Raw genomic sequence first — 22,510 nt, forward strand, 5'->3', positions numbered from 1 at the left:
GATTTGAAAGGGTGAATAGTTTGACGCAAGACACAGTACGTTACCACAATGTCAATTATGGAAAACACCGGACGCGGCGGAGTTATGCGCGGATTAAGGAAGTTTTACCATTACCAAATTTAATTGACATTCAAACTAATTCTTATAATTGGTTCTTGGATGAAGGTTTAAAAGAAATGTTCCAAGATATTATGCCAATTAATGATTTTGCAGGAACATTATCTTTGGATTATGTTGGTTATAAACTATTAAAGCCTAAATATACGGTTGAAGAAGCACGTGATCATGATGCCAACTATTCTGCACCACTACACGTTACTTTGCGTTTGACTAATCATGACACAGGCGAAATCAAGACCCAAGATGTTTTCTTTGGTGATTTTCCCTTAATGACTGAGCAAGGAACTTTTATCATTAATGGTGCCGAACGGGTAATTGTTTCCCAATTAGTACGTTCACCGGGCGTTTATTACACTGCCGAAGCTGACAAAAATGGCCGCATGATTTACGGCACAACGGTGATTCCCAATCGGGGAGCTTGGTTAGAATTCGATAACGATGCGAAAAATATTAGTTATGTTCGAATTGATCGAACACGAAAATTACCGATTACTGAATTGATTCGGGCCATTGGTTTTGGTTCTGATCAAGAAATTACGGAAATTTTTGGCAGTAACAGTGATTCCTTGAACTTATCTTTAGAAAAAGATGTCCACAAGGATACCAGTGATTCGCGGGTTGCCGAAGCTCTAAAAGATATTTATGAACGGTTACGCCCTGGTGAACCTAAGACTGCTGAAAGTTCACGGTCCTTATTGTACGCGCGCTTCTTTGATCCAAAGCGTTACGATACAGCGCCAGTGGGACGTTATAAGGTAAACAAAAAATTAAATTTAAAAACACGTTTGTTAGGTTTAACACTCGCCGAAACTTTAGCCGATCCAGAAACTGGTGAAGTTATCTTAGCTAAAGATACCAAAATTGACCGGGAAGCGATGAGCAAATTAGCTCCATATCTCAAAAATCCCGACTTTAAGGCGGTTACTTTCCAACCAGCTGATGAAGGAATTTTGGGCGATCCAGTTAAATTACAGATTATTAAAGTCTATTCACAAACTGATGAAGATCGGATTGTTAATATCATTGGCAATGGTAATATCGATGAAAAAATCAAGCATATTACCCCAGCTGATATTTTAGCTGAAATTAATTACTTCTTGAATTTACAAGAGGGTATTGGCACCACTGATGATATTGACCACTTGGGTAACCGGCGGATTCGGTCTGTTGGTGAATTGTTGCAAAACCAATTTCGTTTAGGTTTATCCCGGATGGAACGGGTTGTTCGGGAACGGATGTCCATTCAAGACACAGCAACTGTAACGCCGCAGCAATTGATTAATATTCGGCCTGTGGTAGCAGCTATTAAGGAATTCTTTGGTTCTTCACAATTGTCCCAGTTCATGGATCAAAACAATCCTTTGGGTGAATTAACGCATAAGAGACGTTTATCAGCTTTAGGACCGGGTGGTTTAACTCGTGATCGAGCTGGATATGCCGTTCGGGACGTGCACTATACGCATTATGGACGGATGTGTCCGATTGAAACACCTGAAGGACCGAACATTGGCTTGATCAATAACTTGGCCACTTATGGGGTTGTTAATAAGTATGGCTTTATTGAAACTCCTTACCGTCGTGTTTCTTGGGATACGCATAAAGTTACTGATAAGATTGACTATTTGACTGCCGATGAAGAAGATAACTATGTGGTAGCCCAGGCTAACACGCCTTTGAATGATGATGGTTCATTTGCTGAAGAACGGATTTTGGCCCGGCATAAAGATGATAATATTGAAACGACCGCCGATAAAGTCGATTATATGGATGTTTCACCGCGTCAAGTTGTGTCGGTAGCGACTTCTTGTATTCCATTCTTGGAAAACGATGACTCCAACCGGGCATTGATGGGTGCTAACATGCAACGGCAGGCGGTTCCATTATTAAAGCCACATTCTCCATTGGTGGGAACCAGCATGGAATATGTCGCTGCCCATGACTCGGGAACAGCTTTATTAGCCCATCATGCCGGAGTAGTGCAATATGTTGATGCTAAGATTGTCAAGGTTAAACGTGACGATGAAGATGTGATTGACACTTATCATTTGATGAAATATCGGCGTTCTAATGCGGGTAAATGTTACAATCAACGACCAATTGTGGAAAAGGGCAACCATGTTGATAAGAGTGAAATTATTGCCGATGGTCCAGCGATGCAAGAAGGGGAATTGGCTTTAGGTCAAAACCCACTGATTGCTTTTATGACTTGGAACATGTACAACTACGAAGATGCGGTTGTTTTATCTGAACGTTTGGTCAAAGATGACGTTTATACCTCAATTCATATTGAAGAATATGAGTCAGAATCTCGGGATACCAAATTAGGACCAGAGGAAATTACACGTGAAATTCCGAATGTTGGTGAAGATGCGTTAAAAGATTTGGATGAAACCGGAATTGTCCGGATTGGGGCCGAAGTTCGTGATGGTGATATCTTAGTTGGTAAGGTGACACCAAAAGGTATGACCGAATTATCAGCTGAAGAACGTTTACTTCACGCCATTTTTGGTGAAAAAGCTCGTGAAGTACGTGATACTTCCTTACGGGTGCCTCATGGTGGCGGCGGAATTGTGCAAGACGTGAAAGTCTTTACTCGCGAAGCCGGCGATGAATTAAGCCCTGGTGTTAATACGATGGTTCGGGTTTATATTGCTCAAAAGCGGAAGATTCAAGTGGGTGATAAGATGGCCGGACGTCATGGTAACAAAGGAACAGTTTCCATTGTGGTTCCTGAAGAAGATATGCCATATATGCCAGATGGTACCCCAATTGATATCTTGTTAAATCCTATGGGCGTTCCTTCCCGTATGAATATTGGGCAGGTTTTGGAATTACACTTAGGTATGGCTGCTCGGAATTTAGGTATTCACGTGGCTACTCCTGTGTTTGATGGGGCCAGTGATGATGATTTGTGGGAAGCTGTTAAAGAAGCTAATATGGCTTCTGACGCTAAGACTATTTTGTACGATGGCCGGACAGGTGAACCTTTCCATAACCGGGTAGCTGTCGGGGTTATGTATTATATGAAATTAGCGCATATGGTTGATGATAAAATCCATGCGCGTTCCATCGGACCTTACTCATTAGTTACGCAACAGCCATTAGGTGGTAAAGCACAATTTGGTGGTCAGCGTTTTGGTGAAATGGAAGTTTGGGCCTTAGAAGCTTATGGTGCAGCTTATACCTTACAAGAAATTTTGACTTATAAGTCCGACGATGTAACTGGTCGGGTCAACACCTACGAAGCTATTGTTAAAGGTGAGACAATTCCTAAACCTGGGGTTCCAGAATCCTTCAGAGTTTTAATTAAAGAATTGGAATCATTGGGCTTAGATATGAAGATTCTAGATCATGAACATCAAGAAATTGGTTTACGTGATATGGATGAAGATACTACGTCTAAGAGTGTTGATGCTTTATCCAAATTAGCACAAGAGCAGGAACAAAGGAAACTGCAAGAAATGGCTGATAAGAATAAAGAACAAGAAGCACAATTACAACCTAATTTAGATAATTTAATGGATAAAATTAATAGTTTAAACGCGGATGATGGCGATACAACTGATAAATAATAGGAGGTTGCCAATTGATAGACGTCAATAAGTTTGAAAGTATGCAAATTGGTCTGGCTTCACCAGATAAGATTAGAAGTTGGTCTTACGGCGAAGTTAAGAAGCCAGAAACTATCAATTATCGGACTTTAAAACCAGAACGTGATGGTTTGTTCGATGAACGAATTTTTGGACCCACCAAAGATTGGGAATGTGCTTGTGGTAAATATAAGCGCATCCGTTATAAAGGAATTGTTTGCGATCGCTGTGGTGTGGAAGTAACGCGCTCAAAAGTTCGTCGTGAACGGATGGGGCATATTGAATTAGCAGCTCCTGTAACGCATATTTGGTATTTTAAAGGAATTCCGAGTCGGATGGGCTTAGTGTTAGATATGAGTCCTAGAGCATTGGAAGAAATTATTTATTTTGCCGCATATGTTGTTATCAAGTCCGGTGATACTGATCTGGAAGATAAGCAATTATTAACCGAAACTGAGTATCGTAAAAAACGGGAGCAGTATGGTAAAGCTTTCGATGCCAAAATGGGTGCCGAGGGTATTAAAGAGTTATTACAGGCCGTAGATTTAGATAAAGAAGTTGCCGGTTTGAAAGAACTCTTAAAAACTGCTACTGGTCAAAAGCGGACGCGGGCAATTCGGCGCTTAGATATTTTAAATGCTTTTCGGGATTCCGGTAATCGTCCCGAATGGATGGTTATGGACTGTATCCCAGTTATTCCGCCAGATTTACGGCCAATGGTGCAATTAGAAGGTGGGCGTTTTGCCACATCTGATTTGAATGATTTATATCGGCGGGTCATTAATCGTAATAATCGTTTGAAGCGGTTATTAGATTTAAATGCGCCAAATATCATTGTGCAAAATGAAAAACGGATGTTACAAGAAGCAGTCGATGCTTTGATTGATAATGGCCGACGGGGTCGTCCAGTAACTGGCCCAGGAAATCGACCATTAAAATCCTTATCGCATATGCTTAAAGGTAAGCAGGGACGTTTCCGTCAAAACTTATTAGGTAAGCGTGTTGATTATTCTGGGCGTTCGGTTATTGATGTTGGACCAACGTTGAAGTTTTATCAATGTGGTTTGCCACGGGAAATGGCCTTGGAATTATTTAAGCCATTTGTAATGCACGAATTGGTTGAACGGGAATTAGCTTCCAATATTAAAAATGCTAAACGCAAAATTGAACGGCAAGATGATGTGGTGTGGGACGTCCTCGAAGATGTGATTAAAGAACGTCCAGTGTTGTTAAACCGGGCACCAACTTTACACCGGTTAGGTATTCAAGCTTTTGAGCCCGTCTTAGTTGATGGTAAGTCCATTCGATTGCATCCATTGGCTTGTGAAGCTTATAATGCCGATTTTGATGGCGATCAGATGGCTGTTCACGTTCCTTTATCTGATGAAGCACAAGCAGAAGCGCGGATGTTAATGTTAGCTGCTCACCATATTTTAGCTCCGAAAGATGGTAAACCAATCGTTACTCCTTCACAGGACGTTGTGTTGGGTAACTATTATCTAACGCTAGAAGAACGTGGTCGTGAAGGCGAAGGCATGATCTTTAAAGACATGGACGAAGTGGAGATGGCCTTTCAAAATGGGGTCGTTCATTGGCATACAAGAATTGGTTTGTCAACTAAGTCTTTGACTAATTTTGCCTTCAAAGAAGATCAAAAAGATCGGATTATGATAACTAGTGTTGGTAAAGTGATTTTTAATCGGATTTTACCAGAAGGAATGCCATATATTAATGAACCAACTGCGGCTAACTTAACTGATGGCGTTGCTGATCAATACTTCTTAAATGAAGGTGAAGATATTCACCAACGCTTAACGGATATGCCGTTAATTGATCCATTTAAAAAAGGTTATTTAAGTGATATCATTGCACAAGTCTTTAAGATTTATAAAGTTCAACGCACTTCCGAATTGCTAGATGATATGAAAGAATTGGGTTATACGATCTGTACTTTATCTGGTTTAACCGTTGGGGTTTCTGACGTACCACAATTGTCTGATAAGCAAGATATTGTTAATGAAGCACATAAACAAGTAGCTACTGTAGCTAAGCAATTCCGGCGTGGTTTAATTACTGATGAAGAACGGCATAATCGGGTTATTAGCATTTGGAATGATGCTAAAGACGAGATTCAACAACAATTGGTTGATAGTTTTGATCCGAAGAACCCAATTTCCATGATGTCTGATTCTGGAGCCCGGGGTAATATTTCTAACTTTACGCAGTTAGCAGGAATGCGGGGCTTAATGGCCGCTCCTAACGGCGGAATGATGGAAGTTCCTGTTACTTCGAACTTCCGTGAAGGCTTATCTGTTTTGGAAATGTTTATGTCCACTCACGGTGCCCGGAAGGGTATGACTGATACGGCTTTGAAGACGGCTAACTCTGGTTACTTGACTAGACGTTTGGTTGATGTTGCCCAAGACGTGATTGTCAGAGAAGAAGATTGTGGTACTGATCGGGGCTTAGAGGTCTCGGCCATTACTGAAGGTAATGAAATTATTGAACCTTTGGCCGATCGTTTATTAGGTCGTTACACGCAAAAGGAAATTTTAGATCCCGCAACTGGTGAAGAATTAGTTGGACGTAACGTTTTATTGGATGAAGAATTAACCAAGTTAGTTTTGGATGCTGGTGTAACCAAAGTAACGATTCGTTCTGCTTTCACCTGCAACACATTGCATGGTGTTTGCCAAAAATGTTACGGTCGCAACTTGGCAACTGGTGAAGAAGTTGAAGTTGGTGAAGCTGTCGGGGTTGTTGCTGCACAATCCATCGGTGAACCCGGTACCCAGTTAACCATGAGAAACTTCCATACCGGTGGTGTTGCTGGTGGCGAAGATATTACGCAAGGATTGCCGCGGGTTGAAGAAATTTTTGAAGCCCGGAATCCTAAAGGTCTAGCTTATATTTCTGAAGTTGATGGGACAGTTACTGCTATTGATGAAAATCCTGCAGAACATACTCGTGAAATCACTGTTGAAGGTAAAATTGATAACCGCACCTACAGTGTTCCTTACACAGCGAGTGTTGCTGTGAGTGAAGGCGATGTGATTCAGCGGGGTGATAAATTAACTTCTGGTTCAATTGATCCTAAGCAATTAATTAAAGTTACTGATGTCCAAACTACCGAAAACTATTTGCTATCTGAAGTGCAAAAAGTTTATCGGATGCAAGGTGTTGATATCAGTGATAAGCATATTGAAGTTATGGTCCGTAAGATGCTACGTAAGATCCGGGTCTTAGATCCTGGAGATACTGAAGTCTTACCGGGTTCCTTATTAGATATTGGTGACTTTACTGACACGAATACCGATGCTTTAATTAAGGGTAAATTGCCAGCAACTGGTTCGCCAGTCTTATTAGGAATTACCAAAGCTTCATTAGAAACCAATAGTTTCTTGTCAGCCGCTTCCTTCCAGGAAACTACGAGAGTTCTAACTGATGCCTCGATTCGTGGTAAGAGCGATCCATTGGTCGGCTTAAAAGAAAATGTCATGATTGGTAAGATTATTCCAGCTGGTACCGGTATGGCTAAGTATCGGCACATGCAACCACAAAAGGTGGGCGCAGTGTTAGGCGATACCACTGATCATACTAACTTATCCGATATTGAAGCTGAAATGAATCGTGATTAATGTAAAGAAAAAACCTTACGAAATTTTTCGTAAGGTTTTTTTGCTGGCGTTAATTTGCCAAGTTCATGGAACTAGTGCATATAAATGAAAGCTGAAATTAAATATAAAATAATAATATGCGCTGGATAGAAAATATAAAAGAAGTACTTCATTCCGGGCCCTTTTTGATTGTTATAAAATAGAATAGGAATAATCGCCAGAACCATCAACCATTGATCCATTCGTAATAAAGCGTAAATCAGGGCGACTAAAGCAATAATGAGACATTGGATTTTGCGATTGTCTTTAAAAAGATAAAGTAAAGGAATCAGCAAAACCATAAAATTATTTTCGGCTAATAACAAAGCTGGTAAGAGACTAGTACCAATGACCATTAATGGTACAGGAGCTTTAGTTAACGGTAAAATTAATAATGAAGCAACAAAAGGTAAGCTAAATAATAAGAGACCAATAATAATATTTTTGCCACGTTGTTGTTGGCGCGCCTTTTGAAAATAATCAATAGCTAACATAAAAATAGTACCGATGAATAAGTCTCGAAAAATGTTATTTGATAAAACGACTTTGTCATATTTAACCCAGTGTTCTACACCAAAGGTTAATAGGGACATACAGACCATACTGAAATATAAGCGCCACATATAATTCTTTTTGCTATGTGTGTAACTAAAACCAATAACACAAGTAAAAAAGAAAATCGTCGCTACGGGGCGACCAAACCAGTCTAACCAATTGGGAGCGCCAAATGGCAAAAACATTTGATGAATGTGGTCAACGACCATGAGAATAATACCTAAAATTTTTAAATCAAAAGTGGTTAACCCTTTTTTAAAATTAGTTAGTTTGAGATTCATGGGAATCCTCCTGCTATATTTAACATCGAATAAGAATTATAACTTTTGGGTTATACAATTGCAACTGTCCATTAATTCAATTATGCCAATCTTAGTTAAAATCGTGCTATTCTTAGTTAATAATAAAAAGGAGGTTTTCAATTATGGAAGAAACTGCAATTTTTGCGGGCGGTTGTTTTTGGTGCATGGTTAAACCATTTGATACAATGCCGGGCATTAAACAAGTCATTTCTGGTTATACTGGTGGTCACGTCCCCAATCCGACGTATGAACAAGTGGCCAGTCACCAAACTGGTCATACTGAAGCAGTCAAAATTGTATTTGATCCAGCAATTATTTCTTATCAAGATTTAGTTAATATTTACTGGCAGCAAACGGATCCTACAGATGCAATGGGTCAATTTCAAGACCGCGGAGACAACTATCGACCGGTTATTTTTGTGAAAGATGAACAACAACGAAAGATTGCTGAAGCCTCAAAACAAAGTTTGATTCAAAGTGGCCATTTTGATCGACCAATTGTGACCAAAATTGAACCGGCACAAACTTTTTATCCGGCGGAAGACTATCATCAAGCTTTTTATAAAAAAAATCCTGCACGTTATCAATTAGAAGAAGCTGGTGGGCGAGAACAGTTTTTAAAGGAGCATTGGTCAAAATAAAAAGCGTAAAATGAAAGCTATGAGAATAAACGGAATAAAGGGCATTAAAACTCGACGATGTTGTTTATGATATAAAATCAAAAATCCAATTAATGCTAATCCGCATGCAATGAGGACGATTTGTAATGTTATCTGATTAGGAGTTAAAAGGCTCATTAAAATCAGTATTTCGCAATCGCCTAAACCGAAGCGTGGACGACAACAGAAATAAAAACCAATGATAAATAGACTAAAAAGTCCAATGAAAATCAATTGGTGCCAGTTGGGGAAGTTGAAGATAATGCAAGCGAGATAAGCAGGAACTAAAGTTACTGGCCAAATACTCAAAAAGATGTAATCGGTCATGGCACTTAGAGCGATAGTTAAGCCAACTAAGATTAATAAATAAGAATTGACAGTATGTTGCAAGCTAGCCTCTAGCCCAATAACTAGTCCAATTACTTCAATCCAAAAAATGCCCGGATAGATTCTGCGGTGGCAATAGGCACAACGACCACGTAGTAATAGGTAGCTGATAATAGGAATTTCATGATACCACTTCAGTGGTTTGGCACAGACGTCACAACGGGAACGTCCGCGGACAATGGAATATCCTAATGGTAAACGTAAGGCAACTAAGCCACAGAAAGATGCCAGACAGATACTCAAGCATAATTTAAAAATAATCATATTTTCACCTCAATTCACACTACGTAAATTGCGGTGATTTTTTTGAATAAAGTGTAAAAAAATTGGATACCAGAGTGTAAATGTTAAGATCGTAGAGAGATTAATTTTTTGACGGTCGTTAGCAATTGGCGTGGAATTTAATTTGACATTAAGTTGATTCAATGCTACCATGATAGTTGTGCTTTTTAGAGGTTTAGTGTGCCATAATTAGCTTAGTAAACCACACGTGTGGTCTTTTTATTTAATCAAAAAAGAACCACCTGGATGTGTGTACTTAAAATTTTAAGGAGGAACTTTTAATGCCAACAATTAACCAATTGGTACGTAAAGGTCGTAAATCAAGAACTTCAAAGTCTGATTCTCCAGCTTTGAACTTCGGCTATAACAGTATGAAGAAAATTGCTACTGATAATCCTGCTCCACAAAAACGGGGAGTTGCAACTCGTGTCGGTACTATGACACCAAAGAAACCAAACTCTGCTTTACGTAAATATGCTCGTGTTCGTTTATCAAACTTAATCGAAGTTACTGCTTATATTCCAGGAATTGGTCATAATTTGCAGGAACATAGTGTTGTTTTGATTCGTGGCGGCCGTGTGAAAGATTTACCTGGTGTTCGTTACCATATTGTTCGTGGTGCGTTAGATACTGCTGGTGTTGATGGTCGGATGCAAGGCCGTTCCAAGTATGGCGCAAAGAAGCCTAAAAAATAAGCAATCAAAATTCTAAGAGATCTATTTAGGAGGATTTCCAATGCCAAGAAAAGGTACAGTTGCAAAGCGCGATGTTTTGCCAGATCCAATTTATAATTCAAAGCTTGTTACTCGTTTAATTAATCACTTAATGATCGATGGTAAACGTGGTAAAGCTTCAACTATTTTGTATGATGCATTTGATATTATTAAAGATAAAACTGGTAACGATCCAGTTGAAGTTTTTAACGAAGCAATGAAAAATGTTATGCCAGTTTTGGAAGTTAAAGCTCGCCGGATTGGTGGTTCTAACTATCAAGTTCCGATCGAAGTACGTCCAGAACGGCGGACAACTTTAGGCTTACGTTGGATTGTTAGCTACGCACGTTTACGTGGTGAACACACAATGGATGAACGTTTAGCTCAAGAAATTATGGATGCTGCTAACAATACTGGTGCAGCTGTCAAAAGACGTGAAGATACTCATAAGATGGCTGATGCCAACCGGGCTTTTGCACATTATCGTTGGTAATTTAAAACCGATTTATTGAGAGGAGTACTAGTCTTATGGCTAATAAACGTGAATTTCCTTTAGAGAAAACACGTAATATCGGGATCATGGCACATATTGATGCCGGTAAAACAACAACAACAGAACGGATCCTTTATTACACTGGTAAAATTCATAAAATTGGTGAAACTCATGATGGAGCTTCCCAAATGGACTGGATGGAACAAGAACAGGAACGTGGTATTACTATTACTTCAGCTGCGACAACTGCTCAATGGAAGGATCATCGGATTAACATTATCGATACCCCAGGACACGTGGACTTCACGATTGAAGTTGAACGTTCTTTACGTGTGTTAGATGGTGCAATTACAGTTTTGGATGGTCAATCTGGTGTTGAACCACAAACAGAAAATGTTTGGCGTCAAGCTACCACTTACCATGTTCCTAGAATCGTTTTTGTTAACAAAATGGATAAATTAGGAGCCGATTTCGATTATTCTGTTCAAACGATCAAAGATCGTTTGGATGCTAAACCATTAGCAATTCAAATGCCAATTGGTGCCGAGGATGCTTTTGAAGGTGTTATTGACTTAATCGAAATGAAAGCTGATCTTTATGACGAAGATGAATTAGGTTCTAAATGGGATACCATTGATGTTCCTGATGAATATAAAGAAGAAGCTGAAAAACGTCGGGCACAAATGATTGAAGAGTTAGCTGATGTTGATGATGAAATCATGGAGAAATACCTTGACGGTGCTGAAATCAGTAATGATGAAATTCGGACAGCTATTCGTAAAGCTACTATTGACTTGGAATTGTTCCCTGTTTTAGCTGGTTCTGCCTTTAAGAATAAAGGTGTGCAAATGTTGATGGATGCCGTGGTTGATTATTTGCCATCACCATTGGATGTTCGTCCATATAATGCCAAAGATCCAGAAACTGGTGATGATGTTGAATTAGTAGCTGATGATACTAAGCCATTTGCTGGTTTAGCTTTCAAGATTGCTACGGACCCATTTGTTGGTCGTTTAACTTACTTGCGGGTTTATACTGGTACTTTGGAAGCTGGTTCTTATGTCTTGAATGCTACCAAAGATAAGCGGGAACGTGTTGGTCGTTTATTACAGATGCATTCTAATCACCGAATGGAAATTCCAGAAGTGTTCTCTGGCGATATTGCTGCCGCAATTGGCTTGAAGAATACGACAACTGGTGATTCTTTGACTGATCCTGATCATCCTTTGATTTTGGAATCAATGGAAATTCCTGATCCTGTGATCCAAGTTTCTATTGAACCGAAGTCTAAAGAAGACCGTGATAAATTAGATGTTGCTATTCAAAAATTAGCTGAAGAAGATCCAACTTTCCGTGCTGAAACGAATCCGGAAACTGGTGAAACTTTAATCGCTGGTATGGGTGAATTGCACTTGGATATCATGGTTGATCGGATGCGGCGTGAATTCAAGGTTGATGCTCAAGTTGGTGAACCGCAAGTTGCCTATCGTGAAACCTTCACGAAACAAGCCTCTGCTGAAGGTAAGTTTGTTCGTCAGTCTGGTGGTAAAGGTCAATACGGTGATGTTTGGATTGAATTTACACCAAATGAAGAAGGCAAAGGCTTTGAATTTGAAGATGCTATTGTTGGTGGGGTTGTTCCACGTGAATACATTCCATCAGTTGAAGATGGTTTGAAAGATTCAATGGCTAATGGTGTCTTAGCTGGTTATCCTTTGATTGATATTAAAGCTAAGTTATACGATGGTTCTTACCATGAAGTCGATTCTTCTGAAGCTGCCTTTAAAGTTGCTGCTTCAATGGCCTTGCATAATGCAGTGAAGAATGCTGGTGCCGTAATCTTGGAACCAATCATGAAAGTTGAAATTGTAACTCCAGAAGATTACTTAGGTGATGTTATGGGACAAGTTACAGCTCGTCGTGGTCGGATCGAAGGTATGGAAGAACGTGGTAATGCGCAATTGATTAATGCATTTGTGCCATTATCTGAAATGTTTGGTTATGCTACTACTTTGCGTTCTGCAACTCAAGGACGTGGTACTTTCACGATGACTTTTGATCATTATGAAAAGACTCCAAAGAGTATTCAAGAAGATATTATTAAGAAAAATGGCGGTAACGCTGGTTAATTGCTGAATCAAAAAAAGCTGGGAATTTTCCCAGCTTTTTTTGTGTTCAGTAAAGAAATGATTAACTTATGAAACAATAGTGGCGCCTAAACTGTTTTTAAAATGATCTAGGGCCCAAGTCTGTCCTTGTGGATTAAAAGTGGCTACGCCATTTTCATGGATCACGAGTTGATAATCCCGGTTATAAGCATCCATAGCTGTGTGTAAAACACAGATATCGGTGCAGACACCAGTTAAATGAAGCGTATCAATTTTCCGCTCCCGTAAAAAATTATCTAAATTAGTATTAGCAAAAGCGGAATAACGATTCTTAGCAAAATTATAAACTAAGGAGTTAGTTTGGTTTTGTTTGTACCAAGTTTGTAATTGTCCATAAAATTCGCGCCCCCAGGTATTCGCTAAATTATGTGGGGGAAATAGTTTCGATTCAGGATGATAGGGATCATTTTTTTGATGGAGATCGGTTGGTAAAATAACCCACTTCTTCTCATCTAGAAATTGATTAGCTAAATCAACAATAGCTGATTCCAATTGCTGAGCTGGTTTGCCCGCAGTTAGCGCGCCTTGATCAGCCACAAAGTCATTTGTATAGTCAATAATTAATAGTGCTTCGTTAGACATTTTGCTTACTTCCTTTCCTCTTGATTTTAGCATAATCAATTTCAAATATAGCTAATAAAATGCAACTAAATCCTTGAAATTAGGCATTCATCAGTGTAATATAGTAAGAGTGCTGATTCAAGGGATAATTATGCTTAAAACTTGGATTGGTGGCTACGGCATTGATGTGAGAGGTTGCGACACGCCCGGACGCTTTGCCACGGCAGGGCTATCGGTAATTTTCACAGAGCCGGTGTCTGAAAGATACAAAAAGGAGGGAAATCCATGGCAAGTCAAAAGATTCGTATTCGTCTTAAAGCTTATGAACATCGGATTATCGATCAATCAGCTGATAAGATTGTTGAAACCGCAAAGAGAACTGGTGCACAAATTTCTGGCCCAATTCCTTTACCAACAGAACGTACAGTATATACGGTTATTCGTTCACCACATAAGTTTAAAGACTCACGTGAACAATTCGAAATGCGCACACACAAGCGCTTAATCGATATTGTTAACCCATCACCGAAGACAGTTGATTCTTTAATGAAGCTTGATCTTCCAAGTGGTGTCTATATCGAAATTAAATTATAATTTTATCTTTAAAAAATAAATCAATTAATGGAGGTGTAATCATGACCAGAAAAGGAATTCTTGGTAAAAAAGTCGGAATGACTCAGCTTTTTACTGATAAAGGCGAATTAATTCCAGTAACAGTTATTCAAGCAACACCGAATGTTGTTATGCAACTTAAGACCAATGAAAATGATGGTTATGAAGCTGTTCAATTAGGCTTAGAAGACCGGCGTGAAATTTTAAGTAACAAACCGCAACAAGGCCATGCTAAAAAAGCCAACACAACTCCCAAGCATTATATCCGTGAATTTCGCGATGTAAATTTGGATGATTACAAAGTTGGCGATGAAGTTAAAGTTGACACATTTGTTAGTGGCGATGTGATTGATGTTACTGGTATTACTAAGGGACATGGTTTCCAAGGAAATATCAAACGTTTTGGTCAATCACGTGGACCAGAAACCCACGGTTCTCGGTATCACCGAATCCCTGGTTCAATGGGTTCAATCATTAATCGCGTCTTTAAGGGTAAGATGTTACCTGGACGGATGGGCGGTAACCAAGTTACAACACAAAATTTGGTAATTGCCAAAGTAGATGTTGAGAATAACTTATTAATGATCAAAGGTAACGTTCCTGGTGCTAATAAATCATTAGTTAAGATTCAATCAACTATTAAGGGAATTAAAGGCCAAAAGAATATTGGTGCTTTGATTTCTGATGAAGAAGCTACTTCTAACGAAGAATAATTGGAAAGGAAAGGAGGAAACTATTAATGGCACAAATTGATGTCTTTAAACAAACAGGCTCTAAAAATGGTTCTACAGATATTAAAGATGAAGTCTTTGGTATTGAACCTAATAATCATGTTTTAGCTGATGCTGTTATCATGCAACAAGCATCATTACGTCAAGGAAATCATGCCGTCAAGAACCGTTCTGCAGTTCGTGGTGGTGGTCGTAAACCTTGGCGTCAAAAAGGAACAGGCCGTGCTCGTCAAGGCTCTATCCGTTCTCCACAATGGCGTGGTGGTGGTGTTGTCTTTGGACCAACACCAAGATCATATGCTTATAAGTTGCCACGTAAAGTTGCACGTTTGGCAATTAAGTCAGCACTTTCACAAAAGGTTGCTGACCAAGAAATGATCGTTGTGGATTCTTTGAACTTTACTAAACCAAGTACCAAAGAATTTAAGAAAACTTTAGATCAATTAAATGCTCAAGGTCGGACATTAGTGATTGTTGAATCTGACAATGAAAATGCGATCTTATCTGCACGTAACATTGATAAAGTTAAAGTAATCAAGGCTGATGGAATTAACGTTTTGGATGTTTTAAATAACAACCAAATTGTTGTGACGCAATCAGCTTTATCAACAATTGAGGAGGCACTTGGATAATGGCAGCACAAGATATCATTTTACGTCCTGTAATTACAGAATCTTCCATGGCTGATATGGACGACAAAAAGTACGTTTTTGATGTTGCAGTTACTGCTAACAAAATTCAAGTACGTCAAGCCATTGAAGAAATCTTTGATGTAAAAGTTGCTCAAGTGAACATTATGAATGTAAAACCCAAGAAGAAACGCGTTGGTCGTTATCTTGGTAAAACTAATCGTCGGCGGAAAGCCATTGTTAAGTTGACTGCTGATTCTAAAGAAATTAAAATTTTTGAAAACAAGTAAAATAGGAGGTAATGAGCATGGGTATTATTAAATACAAACCGACAACTAATGGTCGCCGGAACATGACTGGCTCTGATTTTGCTGAAATCACGAAGACGAAGCCAGAAAAGACTTTATTAGAATCTCAAAGTCATACTGCTGGTCGTAACTCATACGGTCAAATTACCGTTCGTCATCGTGGCGGTGGTCATAAGCAAAAGTACCGTATTATTGACTTTAAACGGACCAAAGATGATGTAACAGCAACTGTTAAGGCTATTGAATACGATCCAAATCGTTCTGCCAACATTGCTTTATTACATTATGATGATGGTGTTAAATCCTATATTTTGGCACCTAAAGGTTTGGAAGTTGGTCAAAAGTTACAATCTGGTGCACAAGCTGATATCAAAGTTGGTAATGCACTACCATTAGCTAACATCCCAGTTGGTACAGTTATTCATAACATTGAATTAAAGCCTGGTAAGGGTGGACAATTAGTTCGTTCTGCAGGAACTTCAGCTCAAGTTTTGGGTCGTGATGGTAAATATACCTTAATTCGTTTAGCTTCTGGTGAAGTGCGGATGATCCTTTCTGCATGTCGGGCAACAATCGGGGCTGTTGGTAATGAACAACACGAATTGATTAATATCGGTAAAGCCGGTCGTAAACGTTGGATGGGTATTCGCCCAACAGTTCGTGGTTCTGTTATGAACCCTAACGATCACCCTCATGGTGGTGGTGAAGGTAAGGCTCCCGTTGGACATCCATCTCCTCTTTCTCCTTGGGGTAAGAAAACTCTTGGTAAGAAGACACGTTCTAAACGTGCACAATCTGAGAAGTTTATTGTACGTCACCGTAAGAATAAGAGAAAATAATTTAGTTTGATCACGATAACGTTAAGGGAGGTTGTCTAATGAGCCGTAGTTTAAAAAAAGGACCATTTGCGGATGCTCACTTGTTAAAAAAAGTTGAAGCTCAAGCAGATCAAGAAAAGAAGTCTGTTATTAAGACTTGGTCACGTCGTTCTACTATTTTTCCTAGTTTTGTAGGATATACAATCGCTGTTTACAATGGAAGAAAGCACGTCCCAGTTTATATTTCTGAAGACATGGTTGGTCATAAGCTTGGTGAATTCGTACCAACACGGACATTCCATGGTCATAGCAAAGATGACAAGAAAACTGGCGCATAGAAAGGAGAGGTTATACGATGGCAGAAGAACAAATTACTACTGCAACGGCAACCGCTAAAACAGTTCGCATCGCTCCAAGAAAAGCGCGCTTGGTTGTAGAGTTGATTAAAGGTAAAAGTGCTGCTGAAGCTTTGGCAATTTTACAATTCACTCCACGTGCAGGTTCACCAATTGTGGCTAAAGTATTAAAATCCGCAATTGCTAATGCTGAACATAACTATGATTTGGATGCTCAAAACTTAGTTGTTAGTGAAGCTTATGTAAATGAAGGACCAACTTTGAAACGATTCCGTCCACGGGCTAAAGGTTCCGCATCTCCAATTAACAAGCGGACTAGCCATATCACGGTTGTTGTTTCTGAAGTCGAATAATCCAATAAGGAGGAAAAAACGTGGGTCAAAAGATTAATCCAATTGGATTCCGTGTTGGTGTTATCCGTGACTGGGATTCAAGATGGTATGCTGATAAAAAAGACTTTTCTAAATACTTGCTTGAAGATTTAAAAATTCGTAAGTTTATTGAAAAGAAGTTAGCTAGTGCTTCAGTTTCACGTATTGAAATTGAACGTGCAGCAAAGAAAATCAATGTTTCCATTCATACTGCAAAACCAGGTATGGTTATTGGTAAAGGTGGATCCGAAGTTGAAAAACTTCGTAAAGAATTAAATGCTTTAACAGGCAAAAATATTCACATTAACATTGTGGAAATCAAAAAGCCTGATTTGGATGCCAAATTAGTTGGTGAAAGTATTGCTCGCCAATTGGAAGCACGTATTGCTTTTCGTCGGGCACAACGCCAAGCTACACAACGGACTCGTCGTGCTGGTGCTAAAGGTATCAAAACTCAAATTTCTGGTCGGTTAAATGGTGCTGATATGTCACGGACAGAATGGCATACAGAAGGAACTGTTCCTTTGCATACTTTACGAGCTGATATTGATTATGCTTGGGTTGAAGCATCAACCACCTATGGTAATTTGGGTGTTAAAACTTGGATTTATCGTGGCGAAATTTTACCAGATAAGCCAAGAACGAATAATCGTACTGATCATAATGGAGCGAAAGGAGGAAACTAATCGATGTTAGTACCTAAGCGTGTAAAACACCGTCGTGAATTTCGTGGTAAAATGCGTGGTGCTGCTAAAGGCGGTCGTGAGGTAACTTTTGGTGAATATGGCTTACAAGCCTTAGAATCACATTGGATTACTAACCGTCAAATTGAAGCAGCCCGTATTGCGATGACTCGTTACATGAAACGTGGCGGTAAAGTTTGGATTAAGATCTTCCCTCATAAATCATACACTGCAAAAGGTGTTGGTGTCCGGATGGGATCTGGTAAAGGTGCACCGGCTGGCTGGGTAGCAGTAGTAAAACGTGAAAAGATCATGTTTGAAATCGGTGGTGTTTCCGAAGAAGTTGCTCGTGAAGCTTTGCGGCTTGCATCTAACAAACTCCCAATTAAAACTAAGTTTGTTAAGCGTGAGGAAGTAGGTGGCGAATCTGATGAAAACTAGTGAAATTAGACAATTAACCACTGCGCAAATGCATGATAAAGAAAAGCAATATAAAGAAGAACTATTTAATTTGCATTTTCAACAAGCAACTGGTCAATTAGAAAACACAGCACGTCTTAAGCAAGTGCGTAAAAATATTGCACGGATTAAGACAGTGTTACGTCAACAAGAATTAGAAGACAAGTAGGAAGGAGTGGAATTAATTGAGCGAAACAGAAAATTCTCGTAACCATCGTAAAGTTTATCAAGGACGTGTAGTTTCTGATAAAATGGATAAAACAATTACTGTCGTTGTGGAAACTTACAAAACTCACCCAGTCTATGGCAAACGATTTAGATATTCTAAGAAATTCTATGCCCAAGACGACAATAATGAAGCAAAAGTTGGCGACGTTGTTCGTATCATGGAAACTCGTCCCTTGTCACGGTTGAAACGTTTCCGTTTATTAAACGTTGTAGAAAAAGCTGTTAAAATTTAATTTGATATTGAGATAAGTCCATGAGAGGAGGATCCTAATTTGATTCAACAAGAAACGCGGTTACGTGTTGCTGATAACTCTGGTGCACGTGAATTGTTAACTATTAAAGTGTTAGGCGGCTCTGGTCGCAAAGTTGCCGGTGTTGGTGACGTCATTGTTGCAACTGTTAAACAAGCAACACCAGGTGGCGTTGTCAAAAAAGGTGACGTAGTGAAGGCTGTTATTGTTCGAACAGTATCTAGTTCTCATCGTCCAGACGGTTCTTACATCAGTTTTGATGAAAATGCTGCTGTTATTATTAACGCTGATAAGACCCCTAAGGGAACTCGTATTTTTGGACCAGTTGCACGTGAGTTACGTGATAACAACTTTATGAAGATCGTTTCATTAGCTCCCGAAGTTTTGTAAAATCTGGAATTCATAAGGAGGTGCTTGACCAGTGTTTGTAAAAACCGGCGATAATGTCAAAGTCATTGCGGGAAAAGATAAAGGTAAGACTGGTACAGTCATTAAGGCTTTTCCTAAGACCAATAAGGTAACTGTTAAGGGAATCAATATGGTAAAGAAACATCAAAAACCATCTCAAACAGAACCTAACGGTGGAATCAAAGACGTTGAAGCTCCGCTTGATGCATCAAATGTTAAAGTTGTGACAGCAGCTCAAGAACCTGCTAAAAAGTCCGACAAAAAGAAAGATAAATAATTAAGGAAGGAGGATTTTGTCTAAGATGGAAAATGCTTTGCATAAAAAATATGTTGAAGAAATTACTCCTAGTTTAGTAAAGAAATTTAATTACAGTTCTGTTATGCAAGTCCCAAAGATTGATAAGATTGTCTTAAACATGGGTGTTGGTGACGCTGTTTCTAATTCTAAAAACTTGGATAATGCAGTTGAAGAATTAAGCTTAATTTCTGGACAAAAACCTTTAATTACTAAAGCTAAAAAATCCATTGCTGGTTTTCGTTTACGTGAAGGCATGGCAATTGGAGCTAAAGTTACTTTACGTGGTGAAAGAATGTACGACTTTTTAGATAAGTTGATTAATATTTCATTACCACGTGTGCGTGATTTCCATGGTATCAACGGTCGTTCATTTGACGGTCGTGGAAATTATACCTTAGGAATTAAGGAACAATTAATTTTCCCAGAAATTGACTATGATAAAGTTAGCAAAGTCCGCGGATTAGACGTTGTAATTGTTACAACAGCTCAATCTGATGAAGAAGCTAAAGAGTTATTAACGCAAATTGGAATGCCATTTGCAAAGTAGTAAATTAGGAGGTCAAACTATTGGCTAAGAAGTCACAAATTGTTCGGAATCATCGTCCAGCAAAGTTTTCATCACAAGCTTATACACGTTGCGAACGCTGTGGTCGTCCACATTCTGTATATCGTAAATTTAAGCTCTGCCGTATTTGCCTTCGTGAATTAGCTCATGATGGACAAATTCCAGGTATGCGTAAAGCTAGTTGGTAAAAAAATAAAACTTAGGAGGTCAGCACATGTCTATGACAGATCCAATTGCGGATTACTTAACACGGATTCGTAATGCGAACATGGTTCGTCATGCTTCAGTAGAAGTACCAGCTTCTAATATGAAGAAAAGTATTTCTGAAATTCTTAAACGTGAAGGTTTTATTCGCGATTATGAAGTAATTGATGATCATAAACAAGGTATTATCAAGGTTTACTTGAAATATAGTAAAGATAATGAACGCGTCATTACTGGCTTGAAGAAGATTTCAAAGCCAGGTTTACGTAGCTACGTTAAAGCTGATGCAGTTCCCAAGGTTCTTAATGGTTTAGGTATAGCTATTCTTTCAACATCTGAAGGAGTTATCACAGACAAAGAAGCTCGGGCTAAAGACATCGGCGGCGAAGTTATTGCCTACGTTTGGTAAAATCAATAACAAGGAGGTGCGCTTAGCGTGAGTCGTATTGGAAATAAAGTAATTGATCTTCCAGAAGGCGTAACAGTAGCAATTGATAATGATCAAAATGCTATTACTGTTAAGGGACCTAAGGGTGAATTGACTCGTGATATTAGCCCGAAGATTACAGTTACACAAACAGACAATCAATTAAAATTTGAACGTCACAATGAAAGTGACAAAGCTATTCACGGAACAACTAGAGCTAACGTGAATAACATGGTACTCGGTGTTACAGACGGATTCCAAAAGAATTTGGAATTGGTTGGTGTTGGTTATCGTGCTCAAAAGAAGGGTAATGACTTAGTTTTAAATGTTGGTTATTCTAACCCCGTTGAAATGACAACACCTGAAGGTTTAACAATCGATGTTCCGTCAAATACTCAAATCAATGTTAGTGGTATAAGTAAACAAAAAGTTGGTCAATTTGCGGCTGAAATTCGTGATGTTCGTCCACCTGAACCATACAAGGGTAAAGGTATTAAATATGCTGATGAACATATTCGTCGTAAAGAAGGTAAGACTGGTAAATAGTTAACCAGTTTATTCTGAATAATTTATGAGGTGAAAATTGTGATTACTAAACCAGATAAAAACAAGACTCGCGCTAAGCGTCATCGTCGAGTTCGTGCTAAAATCTCTGGTACTGCTGAGCGCCCACGCTTAAACGTTTTTCGTTCCAATAAAAACATCTACGCTCAATTAATTGATGACGTAGCGGGTGTAACGCTAGCAAGTGCCTCAACTTTAGACTCTGAAGTAGCAGCAGCTAACAAAACCGAACAAGCAAGTGCTGTTGGTAAATTAATTGCTGAACGTGCTGTCAAAGCTGGTAAGTCAGATGTTGTCTTTGATCGTGGCGGTTACTTATACCAAGGTCGGGTTCAAGCATTGGCTGAAGCCGCACGTGAAAATGGTTTAAAGTTTTAGAAAGGAGGAATAAGATTTATGGCTTTTGTTGATCCATCTCAATTAGAATTAGAAGATCGCTTAGTTTCTATCAATCGGATTACTAAAGTTGTTAAGGGTGGTCGTCGTTTACGGTTTGCTGCAATTGTTGTGGTTGGCGATAAGAATGGTCACGTTGGCTTAGGAACAGGTAAAGCTCAAGAAGTTCCAGAAGCTATTCGTAAGGCTGTTGACGATGCACGTAAAAACTTGGTAGAAGTACCAAAAGTTGGAACAACCATTCCTCATGAAATCATCGGTGAATTTGGCGCTGGTCGAGTTCTCTTGAAGCCAGCTGTTGCTGGTTCTGGAATTGCTGCTGGTGGTTCTGTTCGTGCCGTTATGGAATTGGCTGGTATCGATGATATTACTAGTAAGTCACTGGGTCGTAACACACCAATTAATATGATTCGTGCTACGATGGATGCCCTAAAGAAGTTGAAGACTGCGCAAGAAGTTGCTAATTTACGTGGTATTTCAACTGAAGAATTACAAGGTTAGGAGAGCACACAATGGCTAATAAAATTAAAATTACTTTGAAGCGTAGTGTGGCACATCGGATTCCAGAACAACGTAAAGTTGTTAAAGAATTGGGCCTTGGACGCATTAACAGTTCAGTAATCAAGCCTGATAATGCTGCAATGCGCGGAGCAGTTTTAAAGATTGCTCATTTAGTTGAAGTTGAAGAAGCTTAATCATTAAATTTTAAGGAGGTG

The 22,510-nt window shown here is 39.1% G+C and carries 29 protein-coding genes; 26 read left to right on the plus strand and 3 right to left on the minus strand.

All coding sequences use genetic code 11. The annotated features are described in order from the left end of the window. The first annotated feature begins 20 nt into the window (after positions 1-20). Both rpoB and rpoC read left to right on the plus strand, forming a co-directional pair. A complete protein-coding gene (rpoB, locus tag AC3B6D_RS01445; RefSeq protein WP_489774757.1) occupies positions 21-3,692 on the plus strand; it encodes a DNA-directed RNA polymerase subunit beta in 3,672 nt (1,223 codons plus the stop codon). A gap of 14 nt (positions 3,693-3,706) precedes the next feature. Then, positions 3,707-7,348 carry a DNA-directed RNA polymerase subunit beta' gene (rpoC, locus tag AC3B6D_RS01450; RefSeq protein ID WP_489774758.1) on the plus strand — a complete coding sequence of 1,214 codons (3,642 nt, stop codon included), beginning with the start codon at positions 3,707-3,709 and terminating at the stop codon, positions 7,346-7,348. A gap of 71 nt (positions 7,349-7,419) precedes the next feature. On the opposite strand, the gene AC3B6D_RS01455 is transcribed toward rpoC, so the two are convergent. Next, on the minus strand, positions 7,420-8,202 hold the full coding sequence (locus AC3B6D_RS01455; protein WP_489774759.1) for a TraX family protein: 783 nt from the start codon (positions 8,200-8,202) through the stop codon (positions 7,420-7,422). Between the two features lie 143 nt (positions 8,203-8,345). On the opposite strand from AC3B6D_RS01455, the gene msrA reads away from it, so the two are divergent. After that, positions 8,346-8,864, plus strand: coding sequence for a peptide-methionine (S)-S-oxide reductase MsrA (msrA, locus tag AC3B6D_RS01460; RefSeq protein WP_489757137.1), 519 nt, complete (start codon positions 8,346-8,348; stop codon positions 8,862-8,864). Here msrA and AC3B6D_RS01465 read toward each other — a convergent pair. Further along, on the minus strand, positions 8,856-9,533 hold the full coding sequence (locus tag AC3B6D_RS01465; RefSeq protein WP_489774760.1) for a prepilin peptidase: 678 nt from the start codon (positions 9,531-9,533) through the stop codon (positions 8,856-8,858). The genes msrA and AC3B6D_RS01465 overlap by 9 nt on opposite strands. Before the next feature lie 299 nt (positions 9,534-9,832). Between AC3B6D_RS01465 and rpsL the strand changes: the two genes are divergently transcribed. From rpsL to fusA, 3 genes are read left to right on the plus strand one after another with little or no spacing between them, the layout of a single operon-like run. Next, positions 9,833-10,246 carry a 30S ribosomal protein S12 gene (rpsL, locus tag AC3B6D_RS01470; protein WP_489755262.1) on the plus strand — a complete coding sequence of 138 codons (414 nt, stop codon included), beginning with the start codon at positions 9,833-9,835 and terminating at the stop codon, positions 10,244-10,246. 40 nt (positions 10,247-10,286) lie between these two features. Then, entirely contained in the window at positions 10,287-10,757 is a 471-nt protein-coding gene (rpsG, locus tag AC3B6D_RS01475) for a 30S ribosomal protein S7 (RefSeq protein WP_489757139.1), read from the plus strand. A 35-nt stretch (positions 10,758-10,792) separates the two neighbouring features. Further along, positions 10,793-12,886 (plus strand): elongation factor G, encoded by a 2,094-nt coding sequence (gene fusA, locus AC3B6D_RS01480; protein WP_489757140.1) that lies wholly within the window; start codon positions 10,793-10,795, stop codon positions 12,884-12,886. A 66-nt stretch (positions 12,887-12,952) separates the two neighbouring features. On the opposite strand, the gene AC3B6D_RS01485 is transcribed toward fusA, so the two are convergent. Continuing rightward, positions 12,953-13,507: a cysteine hydrolase family protein gene (locus AC3B6D_RS01485; protein ID WP_489774761.1), complete on the minus strand. Its 555-nt coding sequence runs from the start codon at positions 13,505-13,507 to the stop codon at positions 12,953-12,955. A 264-nt stretch (positions 13,508-13,771) separates the two neighbouring features. Here AC3B6D_RS01485 and rpsJ point away from each other — a divergent pair, with 264 nt between their 5' ends. From rpsJ to rpmD, 20 genes are read left to right on the plus strand one after another with little or no spacing between them, the layout of a single operon-like run. Beyond that, the gene (rpsJ, locus tag AC3B6D_RS01490; protein WP_489757142.1) at positions 13,772-14,080 is read left to right on the plus strand and encodes a 30S ribosomal protein S10; all 309 of its coding nucleotides are present in this window, start codon (positions 13,772-13,774) and stop codon (positions 14,078-14,080) included. Between the two features lie 41 nt (positions 14,081-14,121). After that, entirely contained in the window at positions 14,122-14,811 is a 690-nt protein-coding gene (gene rplC / locus AC3B6D_RS01495; protein ID WP_489757143.1) for a 50S ribosomal protein L3, read from the plus strand. 26 nt (positions 14,812-14,837) lie between these two features. Continuing rightward, a complete protein-coding gene (gene rplD / locus AC3B6D_RS01500; protein WP_489757144.1) occupies positions 14,838-15,461 on the plus strand; it encodes a 50S ribosomal protein L4 in 624 nt (207 codons plus the stop codon). After that, positions 15,461-15,748: a 50S ribosomal protein L23 gene (gene rplW / locus AC3B6D_RS01505; protein ID WP_489757145.1), complete on the plus strand. Its 288-nt coding sequence runs from the start codon at positions 15,461-15,463 to the stop codon at positions 15,746-15,748. Before rplD ends, rplW begins: the two co-directional genes overlap by 1 nt. Before the next feature lie 17 nt (positions 15,749-15,765). Then, entirely contained in the window at positions 15,766-16,605 is an 840-nt protein-coding gene (rplB, locus tag AC3B6D_RS01510; RefSeq protein WP_489757146.1) for a 50S ribosomal protein L2, read from the plus strand. Positions 16,606-16,643: 38 nt separating this feature from the next. After that, on the plus strand, positions 16,644-16,922 hold the full coding sequence (rpsS, locus tag AC3B6D_RS01515) for a 30S ribosomal protein S19 (protein ID WP_489755271.1): 279 nt from the start codon (positions 16,644-16,646) through the stop codon (positions 16,920-16,922). A 17-nt stretch (positions 16,923-16,939) separates the two neighbouring features. Further along, a complete protein-coding gene (rplV, locus tag AC3B6D_RS01520; protein ID WP_489757147.1) occupies positions 16,940-17,293 on the plus strand; it encodes a 50S ribosomal protein L22 in 354 nt (117 codons plus the stop codon). A 20-nt stretch (positions 17,294-17,313) separates the two neighbouring features. Continuing rightward, complete coding sequence (rpsC, locus tag AC3B6D_RS01525) at positions 17,314-17,997, plus strand: 30S ribosomal protein S3 (protein ID WP_489757148.1); 684 nt, start codon at positions 17,314-17,316, stop codon at positions 17,995-17,997. Positions 17,998-18,000: 3 nt separating this feature from the next. After that, positions 18,001-18,435: a 50S ribosomal protein L16 gene (gene rplP, locus AC3B6D_RS01530; RefSeq protein ID WP_489757149.1), complete on the plus strand. Its 435-nt coding sequence runs from the start codon at positions 18,001-18,003 to the stop codon at positions 18,433-18,435. Continuing rightward, complete coding sequence (gene rpmC / locus AC3B6D_RS01535; protein ID WP_249514631.1) at positions 18,425-18,622, plus strand: 50S ribosomal protein L29; 198 nt, start codon at positions 18,425-18,427, stop codon at positions 18,620-18,622. The genes rplP and rpmC overlap by 11 nt, the downstream gene beginning before the upstream one ends. A 16-nt stretch (positions 18,623-18,638) precedes the next feature. Beyond that, on the plus strand, positions 18,639-18,914 hold the full coding sequence (gene rpsQ, locus AC3B6D_RS01540; RefSeq protein WP_489757150.1) for a 30S ribosomal protein S17: 276 nt from the start codon (positions 18,639-18,641) through the stop codon (positions 18,912-18,914). Between the two features lie 39 nt (positions 18,915-18,953). Continuing rightward, positions 18,954-19,322 carry a 50S ribosomal protein L14 gene (gene rplN, locus AC3B6D_RS01545; protein WP_489755276.1) on the plus strand — a complete coding sequence of 123 codons (369 nt, stop codon included), beginning with the start codon at positions 18,954-18,956 and terminating at the stop codon, positions 19,320-19,322. A gap of 31 nt (positions 19,323-19,353) precedes the next feature. After that, positions 19,354-19,617 carry a 50S ribosomal protein L24 gene (gene rplX, locus AC3B6D_RS01550; protein WP_489757151.1) on the plus strand — a complete coding sequence of 88 codons (264 nt, stop codon included), beginning with the start codon at positions 19,354-19,356 and terminating at the stop codon, positions 19,615-19,617. Positions 19,618-19,642: 25 nt separating this feature from the next. Then, positions 19,643-20,185, plus strand: a complete 543-nt coding sequence (gene rplE, locus AC3B6D_RS01555) for a 50S ribosomal protein L5 (RefSeq protein WP_489757705.1) — start codon at positions 19,643-19,645, stop codon at positions 20,183-20,185. 20 nt (positions 20,186-20,205) lie between these two features. Beyond that, the gene (locus tag AC3B6D_RS01560) at positions 20,206-20,391 is read left to right on the plus strand and encodes a type Z 30S ribosomal protein S14 (protein WP_489755279.1); all 186 of its coding nucleotides are present in this window, start codon (positions 20,206-20,208) and stop codon (positions 20,389-20,391) included. Positions 20,392-20,417: 26 nt separating this feature from the next. Continuing rightward, positions 20,418-20,816 (plus strand): 30S ribosomal protein S8, encoded by a 399-nt coding sequence (gene rpsH, locus AC3B6D_RS01565; RefSeq protein ID WP_489755280.1) that lies wholly within the window; start codon positions 20,418-20,420, stop codon positions 20,814-20,816. Positions 20,817-20,843: 27 nt separating this feature from the next. Next, complete coding sequence (gene rplF / locus AC3B6D_RS01570; RefSeq protein WP_489757152.1) at positions 20,844-21,380, plus strand: 50S ribosomal protein L6; 537 nt, start codon at positions 20,844-20,846, stop codon at positions 21,378-21,380. 30 nt (positions 21,381-21,410) lie between these two features. Beyond that, entirely contained in the window at positions 21,411-21,776 is a 366-nt protein-coding gene (gene rplR / locus AC3B6D_RS01575; protein WP_489757153.1) for a 50S ribosomal protein L18, read from the plus strand. Positions 21,777-21,794: 18 nt separating this feature from the next. Beyond that, positions 21,795-22,295 (plus strand): 30S ribosomal protein S5, encoded by a 501-nt coding sequence (gene rpsE / locus AC3B6D_RS01580; protein ID WP_489757154.1) that lies wholly within the window; start codon positions 21,795-21,797, stop codon positions 22,293-22,295. 11 nt (positions 22,296-22,306) lie between these two features. Continuing rightward, on the plus strand, positions 22,307-22,489 hold the full coding sequence (gene rpmD / locus AC3B6D_RS01585) for a 50S ribosomal protein L30 (RefSeq protein WP_489757155.1): 183 nt from the start codon (positions 22,307-22,309) through the stop codon (positions 22,487-22,489). Positions 22,490-22,510: the final 21 nt, after the last annotated feature.

This window comes from Bombilactobacillus sp. ESL1097, assembly GCF_058107205.1.